The organism is Janthinobacterium woesei (genome assembly GCF_051380875.1).
In the GTDB taxonomy this organism is placed as follows: Bacteria; Pseudomonadota; Gammaproteobacteria; order Burkholderiales; family Burkholderiaceae_D; genus Janthinobacterium.
In genome coordinates this window covers 90,172-104,884 of the sequence record NZ_JBNYXW010000004.1, presented here as the reverse complement: position 1 = coordinate 104,884, position 14,713 = coordinate 90,172, and the positions used below count along the sequence as shown (strand labels likewise).

Sequence of the window (14,713 nt, the reverse complement as noted above, 5' to 3'; positions counted from 1 at the left end):
TGACCGCGCCAGGCGCCGCCCCTCACGCTGAGCGGCGGCGCTTTTTTTAAGCATCTTTTGAGTATGCCCTCTAATGCATGGCGCGCTTTTTTCACTATGATGTCAGGTACTGCAGCATGCACGGTGGCCACTCCGCCAGGCCTGCCGCATTTCCCACCACAGCGATTCCCCCAGCACACAGGAGCCATCATGAGTATACAAGAGCAATTCGAACAAGCGCAGCTCGATTCCAAGACCCTGTCCGAGCGTCCGGACAATATGACCCTGTTGAAAATCTACGCCTTGTTCAAGCAAGCCGCGAGCGGCGACGCCACGGGCGAGCGTCCTGGCATGACCGATTTCGTCAACCGCGCCAAGTTTGACGCCTGGGCGGCCCTGGCCGGCACCTCGAAAGAAGAGGCGCAGCAGCAATACATCGACCTGATCGAAGACTTGAAGGATTAAGTCGAAGGATTAAGTCGCAGGAGTAAGTGCGCGGAAAAGGTGCGATAACGCACGATACGCCGTTTTAGTGCTTAAACAGGCAAAAAAGGCCTGGAAACTCACCGAAAACCACGAAAACAGCTGGTTAACGAAAAAGTGGCTACCGAATTGGTAGCCACTTTTTTATGCTGAAACAGCGATAAAGACTTATTTCTTCGCTGCCGCCAGCGCTTGCGCGATCCAGCCGTCAAAGGTCTGCTGATGGTACTTGATCCAGCCGGCCGTATGGCGGGCGATATCGGCCTGGGTGCTTTCACCGCTGCGCATGCGCTCGTTCTGCGCATTGATGTCGGCCACCGGCAATTGCATCACTTCAAACAGCCTGGCTGCGGCCGGGTTTTGTTCCGCCCACGCTTTATTGGCCACGATGCGCGCCGTGTTGACGGCAAAGCCATAATCGCTGCCATCGTCCAATCGGGTATTGACCTTGTCCGGATTGGCCGAGAACGGCACTTTCAGCCACACTACATCCTTGCCTGGCACCAGCACACCGCTGACCCAGTACGGCGTCCAGGTGAAGTACAGGATCGGTTCGCCGCGCTTGTAGCGGCCCAGGGTGTCGGCGATCAGCGCCGCATAGCTGCCCTGCACGTGGGTCACCGTGTCGCGCAGTTTATACGCATCCATGTGGTTCTCGATCAGCGCTTCGCAGCCCCAGCCGGGGTTGCAACCGGTCAAGTCGGCCTTGCCATCGCCATCGTGGTCGAACAGCTTGGCCAGGGTCGGGTCGCGCAACTGGTCGATATGCGTGATGTTGTACTTTTCCGCCGTAGCCTTATCGATCAGATAACCCTGCGCGGCCGGACCGGCATACTGGCCCGTGCGCAGCAGCTTGGCGTCGCCGCCCGCATTGTTATAAAAATCCTTGTGCATGGGGTCCCAGTGCACGGCCATGAAGGTGGCGTCGCCGTTCGCGACGGCGATATGCGCGGTCGGATACTCCACTTCCTTGATCGGCTGCACCTCGTAGCCCAGCTTTTCCAGGGCCTTGTCGACCAGCATGGTCTGGAAGGTTTCTTCGGCGATCGAGCTTTGCAGCGCCTGCACCTTGATGCCCTTGCCGGGCAGCGCGTCGGCGGCCGGCGTTTGCGCCATGGCCAGGCTGGTGGTCAGCGCCAGGGCGGCAAGCGCCAGGACCGAGAACCACTGGAACTTGCGTTGCGATTTTTGCGTCGCTTTAAAATGCTCAGTTTGATGCATGTAAATCCTTTCTCTTATCGTTATTATTGTGCGTTGGCCAGCGTGGCTTGCTGTTCGGCATTGCCACGGGCTTGATTTTTCTCAGCATTGCCGCGCACCATGCGCAGCACGAAACCAGCCGGCCCCGTCTGATACCAGTGGCGCACGCCGCGGCGCGGCTGGCCCATGGCTTGCGTCAGGCGATCCAGGGTGATGGCCAGCAGCACGATGCCCAGGCCGCCCACCGTTGCCAGGCCCATGTCCAGGCGGCCAATGCCGCGCAGTACCATCTGGCCCAGGCCACCGACGGCGATCATCGATGCAATCACCACCATCGACAGCGACAGCATCAGCGACTGGTTGATGCCTGCCATGATGGAAGGCATGGCCAGCGGAAACTGTACGCGGGTCAGCAACTGCCATGGCGAGGCGCCATACGCGCGGGCCGCTTCGATCAGGTCCGGACGCACCTGGCGGATACCCAGGTTGGTCAAGCGTACCAGCGGTGGAAGGGCAAAGATGATCGTCACGATCACGCCCGGCGCATTACCGATACCAAACAGCATCACCACCGGCACCAGGTAGACGAAGGCGGGCGTGGTCTGCATGGCGTCGAGCAAGGGGCGCAGGATGTTTTGTGCGCGGTCGCTGCTGGCCAGGAAAATGCCTAACGGCAAGCCAATGGCCAGACAGAAAGCCAGCGACGTCAATACCAGCGACAGGGTGATCATGGCTTCCGGCCAGATGCCCAGCATAGACACGAGCAGCAGCGCCAGCACGGTGCCGATGGCCAGGGTGCGGCTGGTAAATTGCCATGCCAGCAAGCCGATGATGGCGATCACCGTCAGCGACGGGGCCGCCATCAGCACGCCTTCCACGCCGGATAACACGCTGTCGATCGGTGCGCGCACGGCCTGGAAGAAGGGACGGAAATGCGTGACGACCCAGCCCAGGCCCTGGTTGATCCAGCTTTCCAGCGGCAGCGAGCCGTCGAAAAGCTGCGTCATATGAAAACCGGACGCGTGTTCCGGCTGCACGGCAAGCGCAGCAGCATCGAGCCAGGCGGTGCTGGCGTCGGTCGGTGGCGTCAGCGCCCACGGATTGATCTGGGCGGCCTGTTCAACAACAGGTTCTACTGTGGAAACGGTACTTGGATTCATGCTTGTCCTTTCTGTTGTTGTGGCTCGGCAATGGCTGGCGTATCGCGGTCGAGGAACTTCAGCAAGGTGGTCTTGCTGATGGCGCCGCGGAAGCTGCCGTCATTAGCCACCACCGGGACGGCGTAAGGCGTTTGCGCCACCTGGCCGAACAGACCAGCCACGGGCTCATCTGCATTGATGGTCTGCACCTCGGGCAGATAGGCATGCGCCAGGCCCAGCGGGCCGACATGGCCGTCGAGAGCGCTGCGCAGCGAATCGGCCGAGACGACGCCGAGGAACTTGCGCTGCGGATTGACGACATACGCATAGGCCCGATCCTGCTCTTCGAGCATCGACAGCGCGGCGCGCGAACCGCGGCTAGGCGACTCCGACACCACGATCTGGCTCTTGCGGGCAATATCGCTGGCCTTGAAGACGGCCGCCGCATCGACGCCGCGCACGAAGTTGCGCACATAATCATTGGCAGGCTTGCGCAGGATTTCCTCCGGCGTGCCCACTTGCACCACGTGGCCGTCTTTCATGATGGCAACACGGTCGCCGATGCGCATGGCTTCGTCGAGGTCATGCGAAATGAAGACGATGGTGCGGCGCTTGATCTGCTGCAAACGCAGCAGTTCCGATTGCATTTCCGTGCGGATAATCGGGTCGAGCGCGGAAAACGCTTCATCCATCAGCAAAATCGATGGATCGCAGGCCAGCGCACGGGCCAGGCCCACGCGCTGCTGCATGCCGCCCGACAATTCGTCAGGATAGCTGGCGCCGTAGCCATCCAGGCCCACTTGCGCCAAAGCTTGCTGGGCCAGCGCATGGCGCTCGGCTTTTGGCATGCCGGCCAGTTCCATGCCGAATGCTGTGTTGTCGAGCACGGTAATTTGCGGCAGCAGCGCGAACGACTGGAACACCATGCTGATGTCCTTGCGGCGCAGGGCGCGCAACTTGGCGTCCGGCAAGGTATTGATATCGTTGCCGTCGATCAGGATGCGCCCGGCGGTCGGCTCGATCAGGCGGTTCAGCATGCGCACCAGGGTCGACTTGCCCGAACCGGACAGGCCCATGATGACGAAGATCTCGCCCGCTTCAATGGTAAAGGTGGCGTCGAAGACGCCGATGGTGCAGTCGGTCTTGGCCAGAATGTCTTGCTTGCTGGCACCTTGGCGGACGAGTTCAAGCGCTTCTTCTGGCTGGTCGCCGAACACTTTGAACACATGGTCGATAATGATTTGTTTTGCCACGATGTGGTTCTCCCTCGATTGGACGAATGGAATGAAACCCAGCAAGCTGCTAGCTTGCGGCGGGAATCAGCAAACCCCGTTCCGTCGGCTATGCCACGGCGCAAAGCGCACGGGAGCGACAGAAAAAGGGGGTGACACGCGTGTGACCAGCGGATGGCAAAAGCCGATGCCGGGGTGCCGGGTGCGTGCTAAAAGAGGCTGTGGTTCAGGACTTTTAACAACGCTAGCGCCATGCAAATACATGGCACCAAATGTATTTGACCGAAAAAACGATCAACGTACTTTTAACTGGATGCGGGTGTAAAACCCAAAGAATTATTCACCACTCAGCGAGTGGGAGTACTGCGAAGCAGAAGGTGAAACGCGGTGTAGCTGTTGTAAATATGACTCAACTATAACGCAAAAAGCCACAAAAGTCCAATAGCTTTCCAAATAGAAATGTGCTAGCAATGTTCGCTAGCGCACGGTGAAGCGCAAAACCATGGGGTATGGCAGTGAGAGAGGCTGCTTTCCAGCCTCTCTCGCCCGCCGCCGTGGCGCCATTCCTAGCACCAGACGGGGTGCCAGACAAGGGGTGCCAGACAAGCTGGCGGCGCGCAATCAAACTTGCTCGGCAAACACCTTGCGCATCTTTTCCGCGATCTTGCCTTCAATCGTGGAGGCAAAGGCGCTGAGCATGAATCCCAGCTTGATGTGCAGTTGCGCCTGCTCTTTTTCAAGGGTCAGCGAACCATCGACGCCACTGCGCTCGAAACGCAGCACATCGCCATCCCAGGCGCAGGCCAGGTCATATTCCTGGACCAGCTTGTCGGCCACTTGCTGCGCCGCTTCACGCGCCTTTACCGCTGTCAGCTTATGTTGCTGAACTATATTTATATCCGCCATCAAACTATCCTTTTATTAAAAACGGGGGCAACACGGCCAGCATCATACCAGCCCACCCAGCAGCAAGCGCGGCCATGGCAGGCGCCGGGCCGTCGAAAAAAGTGCACTTTCCCGCACACCGCTTGCGCTGCATCAAACCGTCACTGGCCAGGCAGGCCGACTATTCCAGTTCCAGTCGCCTGTGTTTTGGAGAACTACCATGGACCAGAAAGTCATCGTGCCGGTCGAAGCCGTGCTGACCAAATGCATGTCCCTGCCCGTCGGCTATGTCCCCACGCCGTCGGCGCCCTATCGCCAGCACCGCAAGAATGCGCAACTGACCTTGCAGCCGGGCCGGCCTCGCCTGGCCCGGGCCGGCGAACGTGGCCTGGCTGCCGTGCCCGTGGGTTCGCGCGTACTGATCTGGAAGCAGGACCCATCCGTCAGCGACCTGGGCACGCGCAAGGCCTTCCTGCCGGGACTGACCCTGCAAGGCCCGCGCGACGCGCGCATCACGTTTGGCGAACCGGGCATCGCCCAGGTCAGCCCGAACGCCTTCGGCGACTTCATCGTCTCGCCCAATACCGACCAGTTCGATGCCGTCCACACTTTTGCCATCGTGCGCATGACGCTCACCATGTATCAGCGCGCGCTGGCCAGCAACGACACGGCGCCGCCCCTGCCATGGCAGTGGAATAGCGCCAGCAATACGGCGCCCTTGCGCGTGTATCCGCACGGCTTGCCCAATGTCATGAACGCCTATTACAGCCGCAGCGACAAGGCCCTCAAGTTCGGCGACTTCATCCCCAGCGGCGCTGCCGAGCGCGTCTACACCTGCCGTTCGCTCGACATCGTCTCGCATGAAACAGGCCACGCCGTGCTCGATGGCTTGAAGCCGAATTGGCTGCTCAGCAACAATCCGCCGCAAACGGGCGGCTTGCACGAATCGTTCGGCGACCTGACGGCCATCTTCCTGGCCCTGTCGCAGCTGGACCAGGTAGAAGCCGTGATCACCCAGACCAAGTCCGACCTGCACGACAAGACCTTCCTGGCCGACCTGGCCGAACAGTTCGGCCTGGCGCTGGGGCGGCCGAACGGCTTGCGCAATGCCGACAACGACATCAAATTATCGGAAGCGGGCACGGAAGTGCATGCCATCTCGCAAGTATTTACGGGCGCCATCTACGACATCCTGGCCGACATCTTCGCCCACGAACGCGAGCCCCAGCTGGAAGACGACGCGGCCGTGCTGCACCGCTGCGGCGACTACCTGCGCAGCCTGGTCTTGCGCGCACTGCTGGCATCGCCCGATCAAGCCGCCACGTATGCCGACGTGGCCAGCCAGATGCTGAGCATTGCCCAGAGCGACGGCAATGACGCCTACCTGGACTTCATCCGCAATAGTTTCACCGTGCGCGAAGTGTTCAAGAGCAATGCCATGACGGAAGATAGCCAGATGACGTTTGCCGCCGATGTCGTCGATGAAGAGGGCGCCGTGCAAGACCGGCGCGCCTGCTGCGGTACCATGAACCATGCCGAATACAGCGAATCGGATCACTTGCTCGAAATGGAGCGTGCAGCCCTGGCCCACTGGTGCCGCAGTTACGCCCCCCGATAGACGCCAGCGGCCGCCTGAGCCAGCCACAGCCACAGCCACAGCTCCTGGCACGCCGCATCGCCCCCCCCCCCACACCACCATCCACAGCAGGGAGCAACATCTGATGAAAATTTCAGCCCGCAGCAGCGGCGGCTTTGCCGGCCTGAGCGAACAGTATGACATCGATACGCAAGCCCATCCGGCTGGTCCCAGCCTGGAAGCGGCACTGGCCAGCAGCGGCTTTTTCACGCACGACCTGACCACAGGCGAACAAGTGGGCGCCGACATTGCCCAATGGCATATCACGGTCGACGCACCCACCGCGCGCCGCACGCTCACCTTTGCCGAAGATGGCAGCACTGAAAGTGCCCGCTGGCAACACTTGCTGGCACAAATACGCGCCAGCGCCTGATTTTGCGTGCTTAGCGTGCAGATATTGATTTGAGTAAAGCAAAAACACCACACGACAAGACACTGTCGTGTCTGCCTTGCATCCGGCGGCGACAGGCGACTGTCGCTTTCTTGCCGCGTTCTCCATGGCAACGTCCCGGATAGTCGCTGAATTGCCCACTCCGTACGGCTGCGCCCCATCAAAAAATGAATTTGCTTATATGTATTGTATATAAGCGGGATTTGTGAGAAATAGCGAATTGCCTTAAAATACAATGCTTTGCTTTAGTATGCGCCGCTGCGGTTCCTGCAGGCGCTACAGCACCTCCCCAATATTGATAGGACTGTTATGACCCACGTTGTCACCGAATCCTGCATCGCCTGTCGCTATACCGACTGCGTCGATGTCTGCCCGGTAGATTGTTTCCGGGAAGGCCCGAACTTCCTGACGATCGATCCGGACGAATGTATTGACTGCGCAGTGTGCGTGGCAGAGTGCCCGGTGAACGCGATTTTCGCGGAAGAAGACGTGCCGGGCGACCAGCAAGCCTTCATCAAGATCAACGTCGATCTTGCCCGCAACTGGCCTTCGATCACCAAGACCAAGGCGGCATTGCCGGAAGCTGAGCAATACAAGGACGTCAAGGACAAGCTCGACATGCTGGTGCGCTAACGACGCGACTGGCAGCATGCTAGGCAAAAAAGCAGCGGAAACGCTGCTTTTTTACTTTTAAAACATGATTGCAAGTCTGTCCATATTATTCAGGTGGGTTGTCAAATACATACGCAAATGGTCGCGCTATGCGCGTTAAAGCACATTTTGTCCTCAACAAACATCGTAAAATTGGATTATGATATTTGAGCCGATATTGGCGCTTGGAATTGAACAAGGACTCTATATGCTTTACCAACTGCACGAACTGCAACGCTCCTTCCTCACTCCGGTGATGCAATGGGCTGACATGTCCTCCAAGTTATTTACCAATCCGGTTTCTCCACTAGCCCACACCCCGTTTTCGCAACGCATCGCAGCCGGCTACGAGCTGATGTACCGCCTTGGCAAAGACTACGAAAAGCCACAATTCGATATCCAGTCCGTTCTCGTCAATGGCGAGAGCGTCGACATTCTCGAACACGTTGTGGTGACAAAACCGTTTTGCCGCCTGATTCATTTCAAAAAAGAAGCCACTGGCTTGCAACAGCCCAAAGTTTTGTTGGTTGCCCCCCTGTCCGGTCACCACTCGACCCTGCTGCGCGATACCGTGCGCGGCTTGCTGGCCGAACATGATGTCTACATCACCGACTGGACGGACGCGCGCATGGTACCGCTGACGGAAGGCCCGTTCCACCTGGACGATTACATTTATTATGTGCAGGAATTCATCCGCCTGCTGGCGCCGGACCTGCACGTGATCTCCGTCTGTCAACCGACCGTGCCCGTCCTGGCCGCCATCTCGCTGATGGCGACGGCAAAAGATCCGCACATGCCGAAAACCATGACCATGATGGGCGGCCCGATCGACCCGCGCCGCTCGCCCACGCAGGTCAACAACCTGGCGACGGAAAAGAAATTCTCGTGGTTCGAAAACACCGTGATCTACGCGGTGCCGCCGAACTACCCGGGCTTTGGCCGCAAGGTCTATCCCGGCTTCCTGCAGCATGCCGGTTTCATCGCCATGAACCCGGGTCGCCATGCGCAAAGCCACCGCGAGTTCTATATGCACCTGGTGACGGGCGACGACGAGCCGGCGGAAGGCCATCGCCAGTTCTACAACGAGTACAACGCCGTGCTGGATATGCCGGCCGAGTACTACCTGGACACGATCAAGACCGTGTTCCAGGAATTCAGCCTGCCGATGGGTACCTGGAAAGTGGGCGGCCAGCTGGTGCGTCCGCAAGACATCACGAATGTGGCGCTGTTCACGGTGGAAGGCGAGCTGGATGACATTTCCGGCGCCGGCCAGACGCAGGCGGCGCACGACTTGTGTTCCGGCATACCGGCCGACATGCAGCAAGACTTCGTGGCGCCGAAATGCGGCCACTACGGCATATTCTCGGGCCGCCGCTGGCGCGAAGTCATTTGCCCAAAAATCGGCGAATTCATCCAGAAACACGCCTGATACGCCTCGTTCCCACAAAAAAGGCACGCCAGCTTCAAGCTGGCGTGCCTTTTTTCATGCGGCGACGTGTCAGCTGTGCCGCACGCGACGCTTCAGGGGCTGACTAGGGCAGTGCCCAGGCTCTGGTCGAGGCGCTTCCAGTAATCGCGCTCCAGCCTGGCAATATCCATGTCGCGCGCCGCCTCGTTGAAGCGCATCTGCTGCGCCGCGCCGTCCGCCGTGCGCTGGAAGCAGACATGCACGGGGCGCTCCCTGAAGAGCGTATCGATAACGGCGATGCGCTCGCGCTCGGCCTTGCTGAAGCCACGCCCCATCAGCAAATGCTGGAGCACATGGCGTTCGATGACGATCACGCGGTAGCGCTTGATCAATAATTTTTTGACATTGGTAGCATCGTTCAATCCCTCTTCCGTCTTCAGCTCGCCGCGCGCCACCATGCCATCGAACTGCTCGCCGTTCGAGTAACCGGCCACGGTGCCGATGCGCAGCTTGCCCAGCTCGGCCAGGGTGGCGCCAGGCGCCCCATCTTCCTTCAAGTACGCCAGCACGCCTTGTGTGTTACCCACAGGCACAGAGAAGTGGCACAGCTTTTCGCGCTCAGGCGTACGCCAGACGGCCAGGAAACCGGCGTAACGGGGACTCGCCACGCCAAACTGCATGGCGCGCTTCCAGGGGAAATATTCATATTTGACGGCATAGCCGAGGCGCTCGAAGATGGCGCTGACCATGGCGCCGGACATGCCATCGGCAGGCTGACTGGCGGAAATGAAGGGCGGCCAGTCTTCTGCGGCGAAGCGGACGATGCGCGAGACAGAGGCGCCGGGCGCCACAATGGGGGAACTCGCCTGACCGTGCGCAACGGCAGACTGTACGAATAAACAGAAGGGCAAACCAACTGCCCGGAGGAAACGCATGCTTTGCTCCTATGGCCTGGCGCACCTGACTTGGCGGACACATGCAGGACTGGCGATCGGCTTTCTTGATAACTTACTTGATAAAAATCATGCTCCCACAAAATAGTGAATTTTCAAAGTTGTTTATTTGCACTTTGATGTTCCCACGAGAAATAAAATACGCTTGCGGCGCGCCTGCAACAAGCCGCCGCCCAGCACGCTATCGCCTCGTGGGAGACAGGTTTTTCCTTGTGCGCGGCCCAGATGGCCGATAATGACGTTTTAGCGTATTGAAGATGACCGTGCCGCTTCCTGCCCCTCCCTCACTTGCCGACCAGATCGAAGACTTGCTGCCGCAAACGCAATGCACCAAATGCGGCTACAGCGGCTGCCGCCCCTATGCCGAGGCGATTGCCGCAGGCAGCGCCGACATCAACCAGTGCCCACCAGGTGGCGCGCAAGGCATCATGCGCCTGGCCAACTTGCTGGGTAAAAAAGTCATTCCGCTCAACCCCGTCAACGGCCTCGAACGCCCCCGATCTGTCGCCTACATCGACGAATCGCTGTGTATCGGCTGTACCCTGTGCATCCAGGCTTGCCCCGTGGACGCCATCGTCGGTGCCGCCAAGCAGATGCATACGGTAGTGACCGACCTGTGCACGGGTTGCGACCTGTGCGTGGCGCCCTGCCCCGTCGACTGCATCGTGATGTATCCCGTCAGCGGCGACGCCACCGGCTGGAATGCCTGGAGCCAGGCCGAAGCCGACGCTGCGCGCGCGCGCCACGATGCGCGCACGCAGCGCTTGCGCCGCGAAACCGAAGAAAACGAGGCGCGCCTGGCCGCCAAGGCCGTCGCCAAGATGCAGGAAGTGACGCAGGAAGTGCCGGCCACGCCCGACGAACAGGCGGAAAAGGAACGCAAGCGCGCCATCATCGCTGCCGCCATGGAGCGCGCGCGCGCCAAGGCCGCCGCCAGCGCCGAAGCCAAGTCCGAAGCGCTCGCCCCCAATGCCCCGAAAAAAGACGCATGAACGCTGCCAAACGCCTGGAAATCTTTACGCGCTTTCGCGCCGCCAATCCTTCGCCAAAAACAGAGCTCGAATACACGACGCCGTTCGAACTGCTGATCGCCGTCCTGCTGTCGGCACAGGCGACGGACGTGTCCGTCAACAAAGCCACGCGCTTGCTGTATCCGGTGGCCAACACCCCCGCCAAGCTGCTGGCGCTGGGCGTCGATGAGCTGACCAGCTACATCCGCACCATCGGCCTGTTCCGCACCAAGGCCAGGAACGTCATCGCCACCTGCCAGATCCTGCTCGACCAGCACGGCGGCGAAGTGCCGCGCGACCGCGCTTCGCTGGAAGCCTTGCCCGGCGTGGGCCGCAAGACGGCCAATGTAGTCATGAACACGGCCTTTGGCGAACTGACGATGGCCGTCGACACGCATATCTTCCGCGTGTCGAACCGCACCGGCCTCGCGCCGGGCAAGAATGTCGATATCGTCGAGCAAAAGTTGCTCAAGTTCGTGCCAAAAGAGTTCCTGCTCGACGCCCACCACTGGCTGATCCTGCACGGCCGCTACACGTGCACGGCGCGCAAGCCACAATGCTGGAACTGCATGATCGCCGATTTGTGCGATTTCAAGAGCAAGTCGGCCATGCCGGCGGTGGTGTAAAGCAAAAAACGGCCCGCAAGGGCCGTTTTGACATGTCACACTGTGCAAGCTGACGCTTACAGCAAGACCATATTGTCGCGATGGATCAGCTCGTGGCCTTCCATATAACCGAGGATCGCTTCGATCTCGGCAGAAGGCTTGCGCATGATGCGGCGCGCTTCGCCGCTCGTGTAGTTGGACAGGCCGCGCGCTACCGGCGCACCGTCTGCATCGACGCAGGTGATCACGGCACCACGGCCGAACTCGCCATCGACGCCCGTCACGCCGATCGGCAGCAGCGACTTACCTTCCTGGCGCAGCTTTTGCACGGCGCCCGCATCGAGCACGACGGCGCCTGCCGTATGCAAATGATCGGCCATCCATTGCTTACGCGCCGTCAATTGCCCCATTTGTGCGCGCAACTCCGTGCCGATCGCTTCGCCTTGGGCAAGACGGCTGAGTACGTCGCTGTCGCGGCCCCAGGCGATGATCGTGTGGGCGCCGGACTTGGCGGCGCGCTTGGCGGCCAGGATTTTTGTCAGCATGCCACCACGGCCCAGGCTGCTGCCGGCGCCGCCGGCCATCGCTTCCAGGGCCGGATCGCCGGCGATGCCTTGCGTAATCAGGTATGCGTCCGGATCCTTGCGCGGATCGGCCGAGAACAAACCGTGCTGGTCCGTCAGGATGACCAGCGCATCGGCCTCGATCAGGTTGGCGACCAGCGCCCCCAGGGTATCGTTGTCGCCGAACTTGATTTCATCGGTGACGACGGTATCATTTTCATTGATGATTGGCACCACGCCCAGGCGCAACAGGGTCGTCAGGGTAGAGCGGGCGTTCAGGTAGCGTTCGCGGTCGGCCAGGTCGGCGTGCGTCAGCAGCACTTGCGCCGTGCCCAGCTGGTGGGCGCGAAAGCTGCTTTCATAGATTTGCGCCAGGCCCATCTGGCCCACGGCGGCGCAGGCCTGCAATTCGTGGATATCGGTGGGGCGCCGCTCGAAACCGAGGCGCAGCATGCCTTCGGCGATGGCGCCGGAACTGACCAGCACGACTTCCTTGCCCAGCGCGCGCAAGCCGGAAATCTGCGCGGCCCAGCGCGCGATGGCGGCATGGTCGAGTCCACGGCCATCGTTGGTGACCAGCGAGGAGCCGACTTTGATGATGATGCGGGTTGCTTTTTGAATCACGGAATCCATGGGGCGGCGCTCTTCACTTTTGATAGACGTCAGCGTGCAGGACGCAGCAGCAGCAAGGCCAGCCCCGCCAGCAGCTCCATTACGCACATGAACAACACAAAACCCTGGGGCAAGCCGAAGCTGATGGCCGCAAACAAACGGCCGGCGGGCTGCGCCAGGACCAACATTGCAGTGATATCGCTGAAGACGGGCGGTTCGCCCTGCCGTGCTGCGAACAGCGCCAGGAGCGCGGTAGCACCCCAGACACCGACATGGGAGGCGTAGAACTGGCTGTAGCCGTTGACGCCGTTGAGAAAGATGCCCATGCCGGCCGCCATCTCGTCGGCGAACAGCAAACAGGCGACCGCGCTCAGCCCGTAAGCAGTCGCGATCAGATGCAATACACGGTGCTGCCACGCTTGCTTGCGCGATGGCGCGACAGCGACCGCCTGTACCGACATCAGGATAAAGCCTTAATCGAGAATCTTGAAACGTGGATCATCCGGGTCGATCGACGAGATACCGCGTGCTTCTTCGGTCATCTGCGTTTCTTCGGCACGGCTTTCGCTGTGTTTCTTCGCTTCCAGATGTTGATAAATTGCATTCACCAGTTCCGGGCAACCCTGATGGTTCAGCGCGGAGATCTCGAAGACGGGACCTTTCCAGGCGAAACGCTTGATGAAGTCCTTGACCAGTTTCTTGCGGTCTTCTTCCGGCACCATGTCGAGCTTGTTCAACACCAGCCAGCGCGGCTTGTCGACCAGCGACTCGTCATATTTCTTCAATTCCTTGACCAGCGCCTTGGCTTCCTTGACAGGATCGACATTGGTTTCAAACGGCGCCAGGTCGACGATGTGCAACAGCAGGCCCGTGCGCTGCAAGTGGCGCAGGAATTGATGGCCCAGGCCCGCGCCTTCGGAAGCGCCTTCGATCAAGCCGGGAATATCGGCGATCACAAAGCTTTTCTCGTGCGACACGCGCACCACACCCAGATTCGGGTGCAGGGTGGTAAATGGGTAATCAGCAATTTTGGGACGCGCGTTCGATACGGCCGAAATGAAAGTCGACTTGCCGGCGTTCGGCATGCCCAGCAGGCCCACATCAGCCAGCACTTTCAGTTCCAGGCGCAGTTCGCGGCGTTCGCCTTCCTTGCCCTCGCCTTTTTGGCGTGGTGCGCGGTTGGTCGAGGACTTGAAGTGGATATTACCCCAGCCGCCTTCGCCGCCCTTGGCCAGCAATTCGATCTGGCCGTGCTCGGTCAAATCGGCCAGGATTTCGCCGCTCGCGTTGTCGATGATCAAGGTGCCCACAGGCATGCGCATGTGAATATCATCAGCGCCCTTACCATAGCAATCCGCGCCACGGCCAGGCTCGCCATTGCGAGCCTTGTGCATTTTGGAGAAACGGAAATCGACGAGCGTGTTGATATTGCGGTCGGCCACGGCCCAGATGGACCCGCCCTTACCGCCATCGCCGCCATCGGGGCCGCCGAAAGGCCGGAATTTTTCACGGCAGAAAGATGCGCAGCCGTTGCCGCCATCGCCCGCGATGACTTCGATTTTTGCTTCGTCGATAAACTTCATAATTTTGCCGCCATAAAACTAAAAAGGCTCTACCTTGGGCAGAGCCTTTCGATTGAAGGCTTGCGCCTTACATCATGCGATCACAGCGGAACACGCGCTCCGCGATGAATTACGCTGGTACTGCTTCGTTTGGTACAACGGTCACGAATTGCTTCGAGCCAGCACCTTTGATCACGAACTTGACTTTGCCTGCGATCAACGCGAACAGAGTGTGGTCCTTGCCCATGCCTACGCCTTCGCCGGCGCGCACTGGGGTGCCGCGTTGACGAATGATGATGCCGCCAGCATTGATAGCTTGGCCGCCGTAGACTTTAACGCCCAGACGCTTTGATTCTGAATCACGGCCGTTTCGCGTTGTGCCGCCGCCTTTTTTATGTGCCATT

16 protein-coding genes are annotated in these 14,713 nt (G+C 59.9%); 7 read left to right on the top strand and 9 right to left on the bottom strand.

Translation table 11 applies throughout. The features are described 5' to 3' along the window. The first annotated feature begins 189 nt into the window (after window positions 1-189). A complete protein-coding gene (locus ACQ4W6_RS05315; protein ID WP_436566142.1) occupies window positions 190-444 on the top strand; it encodes an acyl-CoA-binding protein in 255 nt (84 codons plus the stop codon). Between the two features lie 186 nt (window positions 445-630). Here the strand turns inward: ACQ4W6_RS05315 and proX are convergent, their stop codons facing one another. From proX to ACQ4W6_RS05295, 4 genes are all read right to left on the bottom strand, one after another. Next, window positions 631-1,683 carry a glycine betaine/L-proline ABC transporter substrate-binding protein ProX gene (gene proX / locus ACQ4W6_RS05310; protein WP_436566141.1) on the bottom strand — a complete coding sequence of 351 codons (1,053 nt, stop codon included), beginning with the start codon at window positions 1,681-1,683 and terminating at the stop codon, window positions 631-633. Between the two features lie 23 nt (window positions 1,684-1,706). Then, complete coding sequence (gene proW / locus ACQ4W6_RS05305) at window positions 1,707-2,822, bottom strand: glycine betaine/L-proline ABC transporter permease ProW (protein WP_436566140.1); 1,116 nt, start codon at window positions 2,820-2,822, stop codon at window positions 1,707-1,709. Beyond that, window positions 2,819-4,054, bottom strand: coding sequence for a glycine betaine/L-proline ABC transporter ATP-binding protein ProV (gene proV, locus ACQ4W6_RS05300; protein ID WP_436566139.1), 1,236 nt, complete (start codon window positions 4,052-4,054; stop codon window positions 2,819-2,821). Before proV ends, proW begins: the two co-directional genes overlap by 4 nt. 600 nt (window positions 4,055-4,654) lie before the next feature. Next, a complete protein-coding gene (locus ACQ4W6_RS05295; RefSeq protein ID WP_436566138.1) occupies window positions 4,655-4,939 on the bottom strand; it encodes a polyhydroxyalkanoic acid system family protein in 285 nt (94 codons plus the stop codon). A 199-nt stretch (window positions 4,940-5,138) separates the two neighbouring features. On the opposite strand from ACQ4W6_RS05295, the gene ACQ4W6_RS05290 reads away from it, so the two are divergent. From ACQ4W6_RS05290 to ACQ4W6_RS05275, 4 genes are all read left to right on the top strand, one after another. Further along, window positions 5,139-6,536: a gluzincin family metallopeptidase gene (locus tag ACQ4W6_RS05290; protein ID WP_436566137.1), complete on the top strand. Its 1,398-nt coding sequence runs from the start codon at window positions 5,139-5,141 to the stop codon at window positions 6,534-6,536. Between the two features lie 103 nt (window positions 6,537-6,639). Further along, window positions 6,640-6,927: a protealysin inhibitor emfourin gene (locus tag ACQ4W6_RS05285; RefSeq protein WP_436566136.1), complete on the top strand. Its 288-nt coding sequence runs from the start codon at window positions 6,640-6,642 to the stop codon at window positions 6,925-6,927. 327 nt (window positions 6,928-7,254) lie between these two features. After that, window positions 7,255-7,578, top strand: coding sequence for a ferredoxin FdxA (gene fdxA, locus ACQ4W6_RS05280; protein ID WP_436566135.1), 324 nt, complete (start codon window positions 7,255-7,257; stop codon window positions 7,576-7,578). Window positions 7,579-7,804: 226 nt separating this feature from the next. Then, window positions 7,805-9,025, top strand: coding sequence for a polyhydroxyalkanoate depolymerase (locus tag ACQ4W6_RS05275; protein ID WP_436566134.1), 1,221 nt, complete (start codon window positions 7,805-7,807; stop codon window positions 9,023-9,025). A 92-nt stretch (window positions 9,026-9,117) separates the two neighbouring features. Here ACQ4W6_RS05275 and ACQ4W6_RS05270 read toward each other — a convergent pair whose 3' ends face one another. Continuing rightward, on the bottom strand, window positions 9,118-9,939 hold the full coding sequence (locus tag ACQ4W6_RS05270) for a substrate-binding periplasmic protein (RefSeq protein ID WP_436566133.1): 822 nt from the start codon (window positions 9,937-9,939) through the stop codon (window positions 9,118-9,120). Window positions 9,940-10,214: 275 nt separating this feature from the next. On the opposite strand from ACQ4W6_RS05270, the gene rsxB reads away from it, so the two are divergent. After that, on the top strand, window positions 10,215-10,949 hold the full coding sequence (gene rsxB / locus ACQ4W6_RS05265) for an electron transport complex subunit RsxB (RefSeq protein ID WP_436566132.1): 735 nt from the start codon (window positions 10,215-10,217) through the stop codon (window positions 10,947-10,949). Beyond that, window positions 10,946-11,593: an endonuclease III gene (nth, locus tag ACQ4W6_RS05260; RefSeq protein WP_436566131.1), complete on the top strand. Its 648-nt coding sequence runs from the start codon at window positions 10,946-10,948 to the stop codon at window positions 11,591-11,593. Before rsxB ends, nth begins: the two co-directional genes overlap by 4 nt. Before the next feature lie 56 nt (window positions 11,594-11,649). Here nth and proB read toward each other — a convergent pair whose 3' ends face one another. The 4 genes from proB to rpmA all read right to left on the bottom strand — a co-directional run bounded on the left by proB (window position 11,650) and on the right by rpmA (window position 14,712). Then, the gene (gene proB / locus ACQ4W6_RS05255; RefSeq protein ID WP_436566130.1) at window positions 11,650-12,768 is read right to left on the bottom strand and encodes a glutamate 5-kinase; all 1,119 of its coding nucleotides are present in this window, start codon (window positions 12,766-12,768) and stop codon (window positions 11,650-11,652) included. A 29-nt stretch (window positions 12,769-12,797) separates the two neighbouring features. Then, a complete protein-coding gene (locus ACQ4W6_RS05250) occupies window positions 12,798-13,208 on the bottom strand; it encodes a hypothetical protein (protein WP_436566129.1) in 411 nt (136 codons plus the stop codon). Between the two features lie 12 nt (window positions 13,209-13,220). Further along, complete coding sequence (obgE, locus tag ACQ4W6_RS05245) at window positions 13,221-14,330, bottom strand: GTPase ObgE (protein ID WP_436566128.1); 1,110 nt, start codon at window positions 14,328-14,330, stop codon at window positions 13,221-13,223. Between the two features lie 109 nt (window positions 14,331-14,439). Beyond that, complete coding sequence (gene rpmA, locus ACQ4W6_RS05240; RefSeq protein WP_436566127.1) at window positions 14,440-14,712, bottom strand: 50S ribosomal protein L27; 273 nt, start codon at window positions 14,710-14,712, stop codon at window positions 14,440-14,442. Between the last annotated feature and the right edge of the window lies 1 nt (window position 14,713).

Bases quoted from the DNA above. Each gene is read 5' to 3' on its own strand.
- ACQ4W6_RS05315 (WP_436566142.1), top strand. From the start codon at position 190: ATGAGTATACAAGAGCAATTCGAACAAGCGCAGCTCGATTCCAAGACC.
- proX (WP_436566141.1), bottom strand. From the start codon at position 1,683: ATGCATCAAACTGAGCATTTTAAAGCGACGCAAAAATCGCAACGCAAG.
- proW (WP_436566140.1), bottom strand. From the start codon at position 2,822: ATGAATCCAAGTACCGTTTCCACAGTAGAACCTGTTGTTGAACAGGCC.
- ACQ4W6_RS05295 (WP_436566138.1), bottom strand. From the start codon at position 4,939: ATGGCGGATATAAATATAGTTCAGCAACATAAGCTGACAGCGGTAAAG.
- ACQ4W6_RS05290 (WP_436566137.1), top strand. From the start codon at position 5,139: ATGGACCAGAAAGTCATCGTGCCGGTCGAAGCCGTGCTGACCAAATGC.
- ACQ4W6_RS05285 (WP_436566136.1), top strand. From the start codon at position 6,640: ATGAAAATTTCAGCCCGCAGCAGCGGCGGCTTTGCCGGCCTGAGCGAA.
- fdxA (WP_436566135.1), top strand. From the start codon at position 7,255: ATGACCCACGTTGTCACCGAATCCTGCATCGCCTGTCGCTATACCGAC.
- ACQ4W6_RS05275 (WP_436566134.1), top strand. From the start codon at position 7,805: ATGCTTTACCAACTGCACGAACTGCAACGCTCCTTCCTCACTCCGGTG.
- ACQ4W6_RS05270 (WP_436566133.1), bottom strand. From the start codon at position 9,939: ATGCGTTTCCTCCGGGCAGTTGGTTTGCCCTTCTGTTTATTCGTACAG.
- rsxB (WP_436566132.1), top strand. From the start codon at position 10,215: ATGACCGTGCCGCTTCCTGCCCCTCCCTCACTTGCCGACCAGATCGAA.
- nth (WP_436566131.1), top strand. From the start codon at position 10,946: ATGAACGCTGCCAAACGCCTGGAAATCTTTACGCGCTTTCGCGCCGCC.
- proB (WP_436566130.1), bottom strand. From the start codon at position 12,768: ATGGATTCCGTGATTCAAAAAGCAACCCGCATCATCATCAAAGTCGGC.
- ACQ4W6_RS05250 (WP_436566129.1), bottom strand. From the start codon at position 13,208: ATGTCGGTACAGGCGGTCGCTGTCGCGCCATCGCGCAAGCAAGCGTGG.
- obgE (WP_436566128.1), bottom strand. From the start codon at position 14,330: ATGAAGTTTATCGACGAAGCAAAAATCGAAGTCATCGCGGGCGATGGC.
- rpmA (WP_436566127.1), bottom strand. From the start codon at position 14,712: ATGGCACATAAAAAAGGCGGCGGCACAACGCGAAACGGCCGTGATTCA.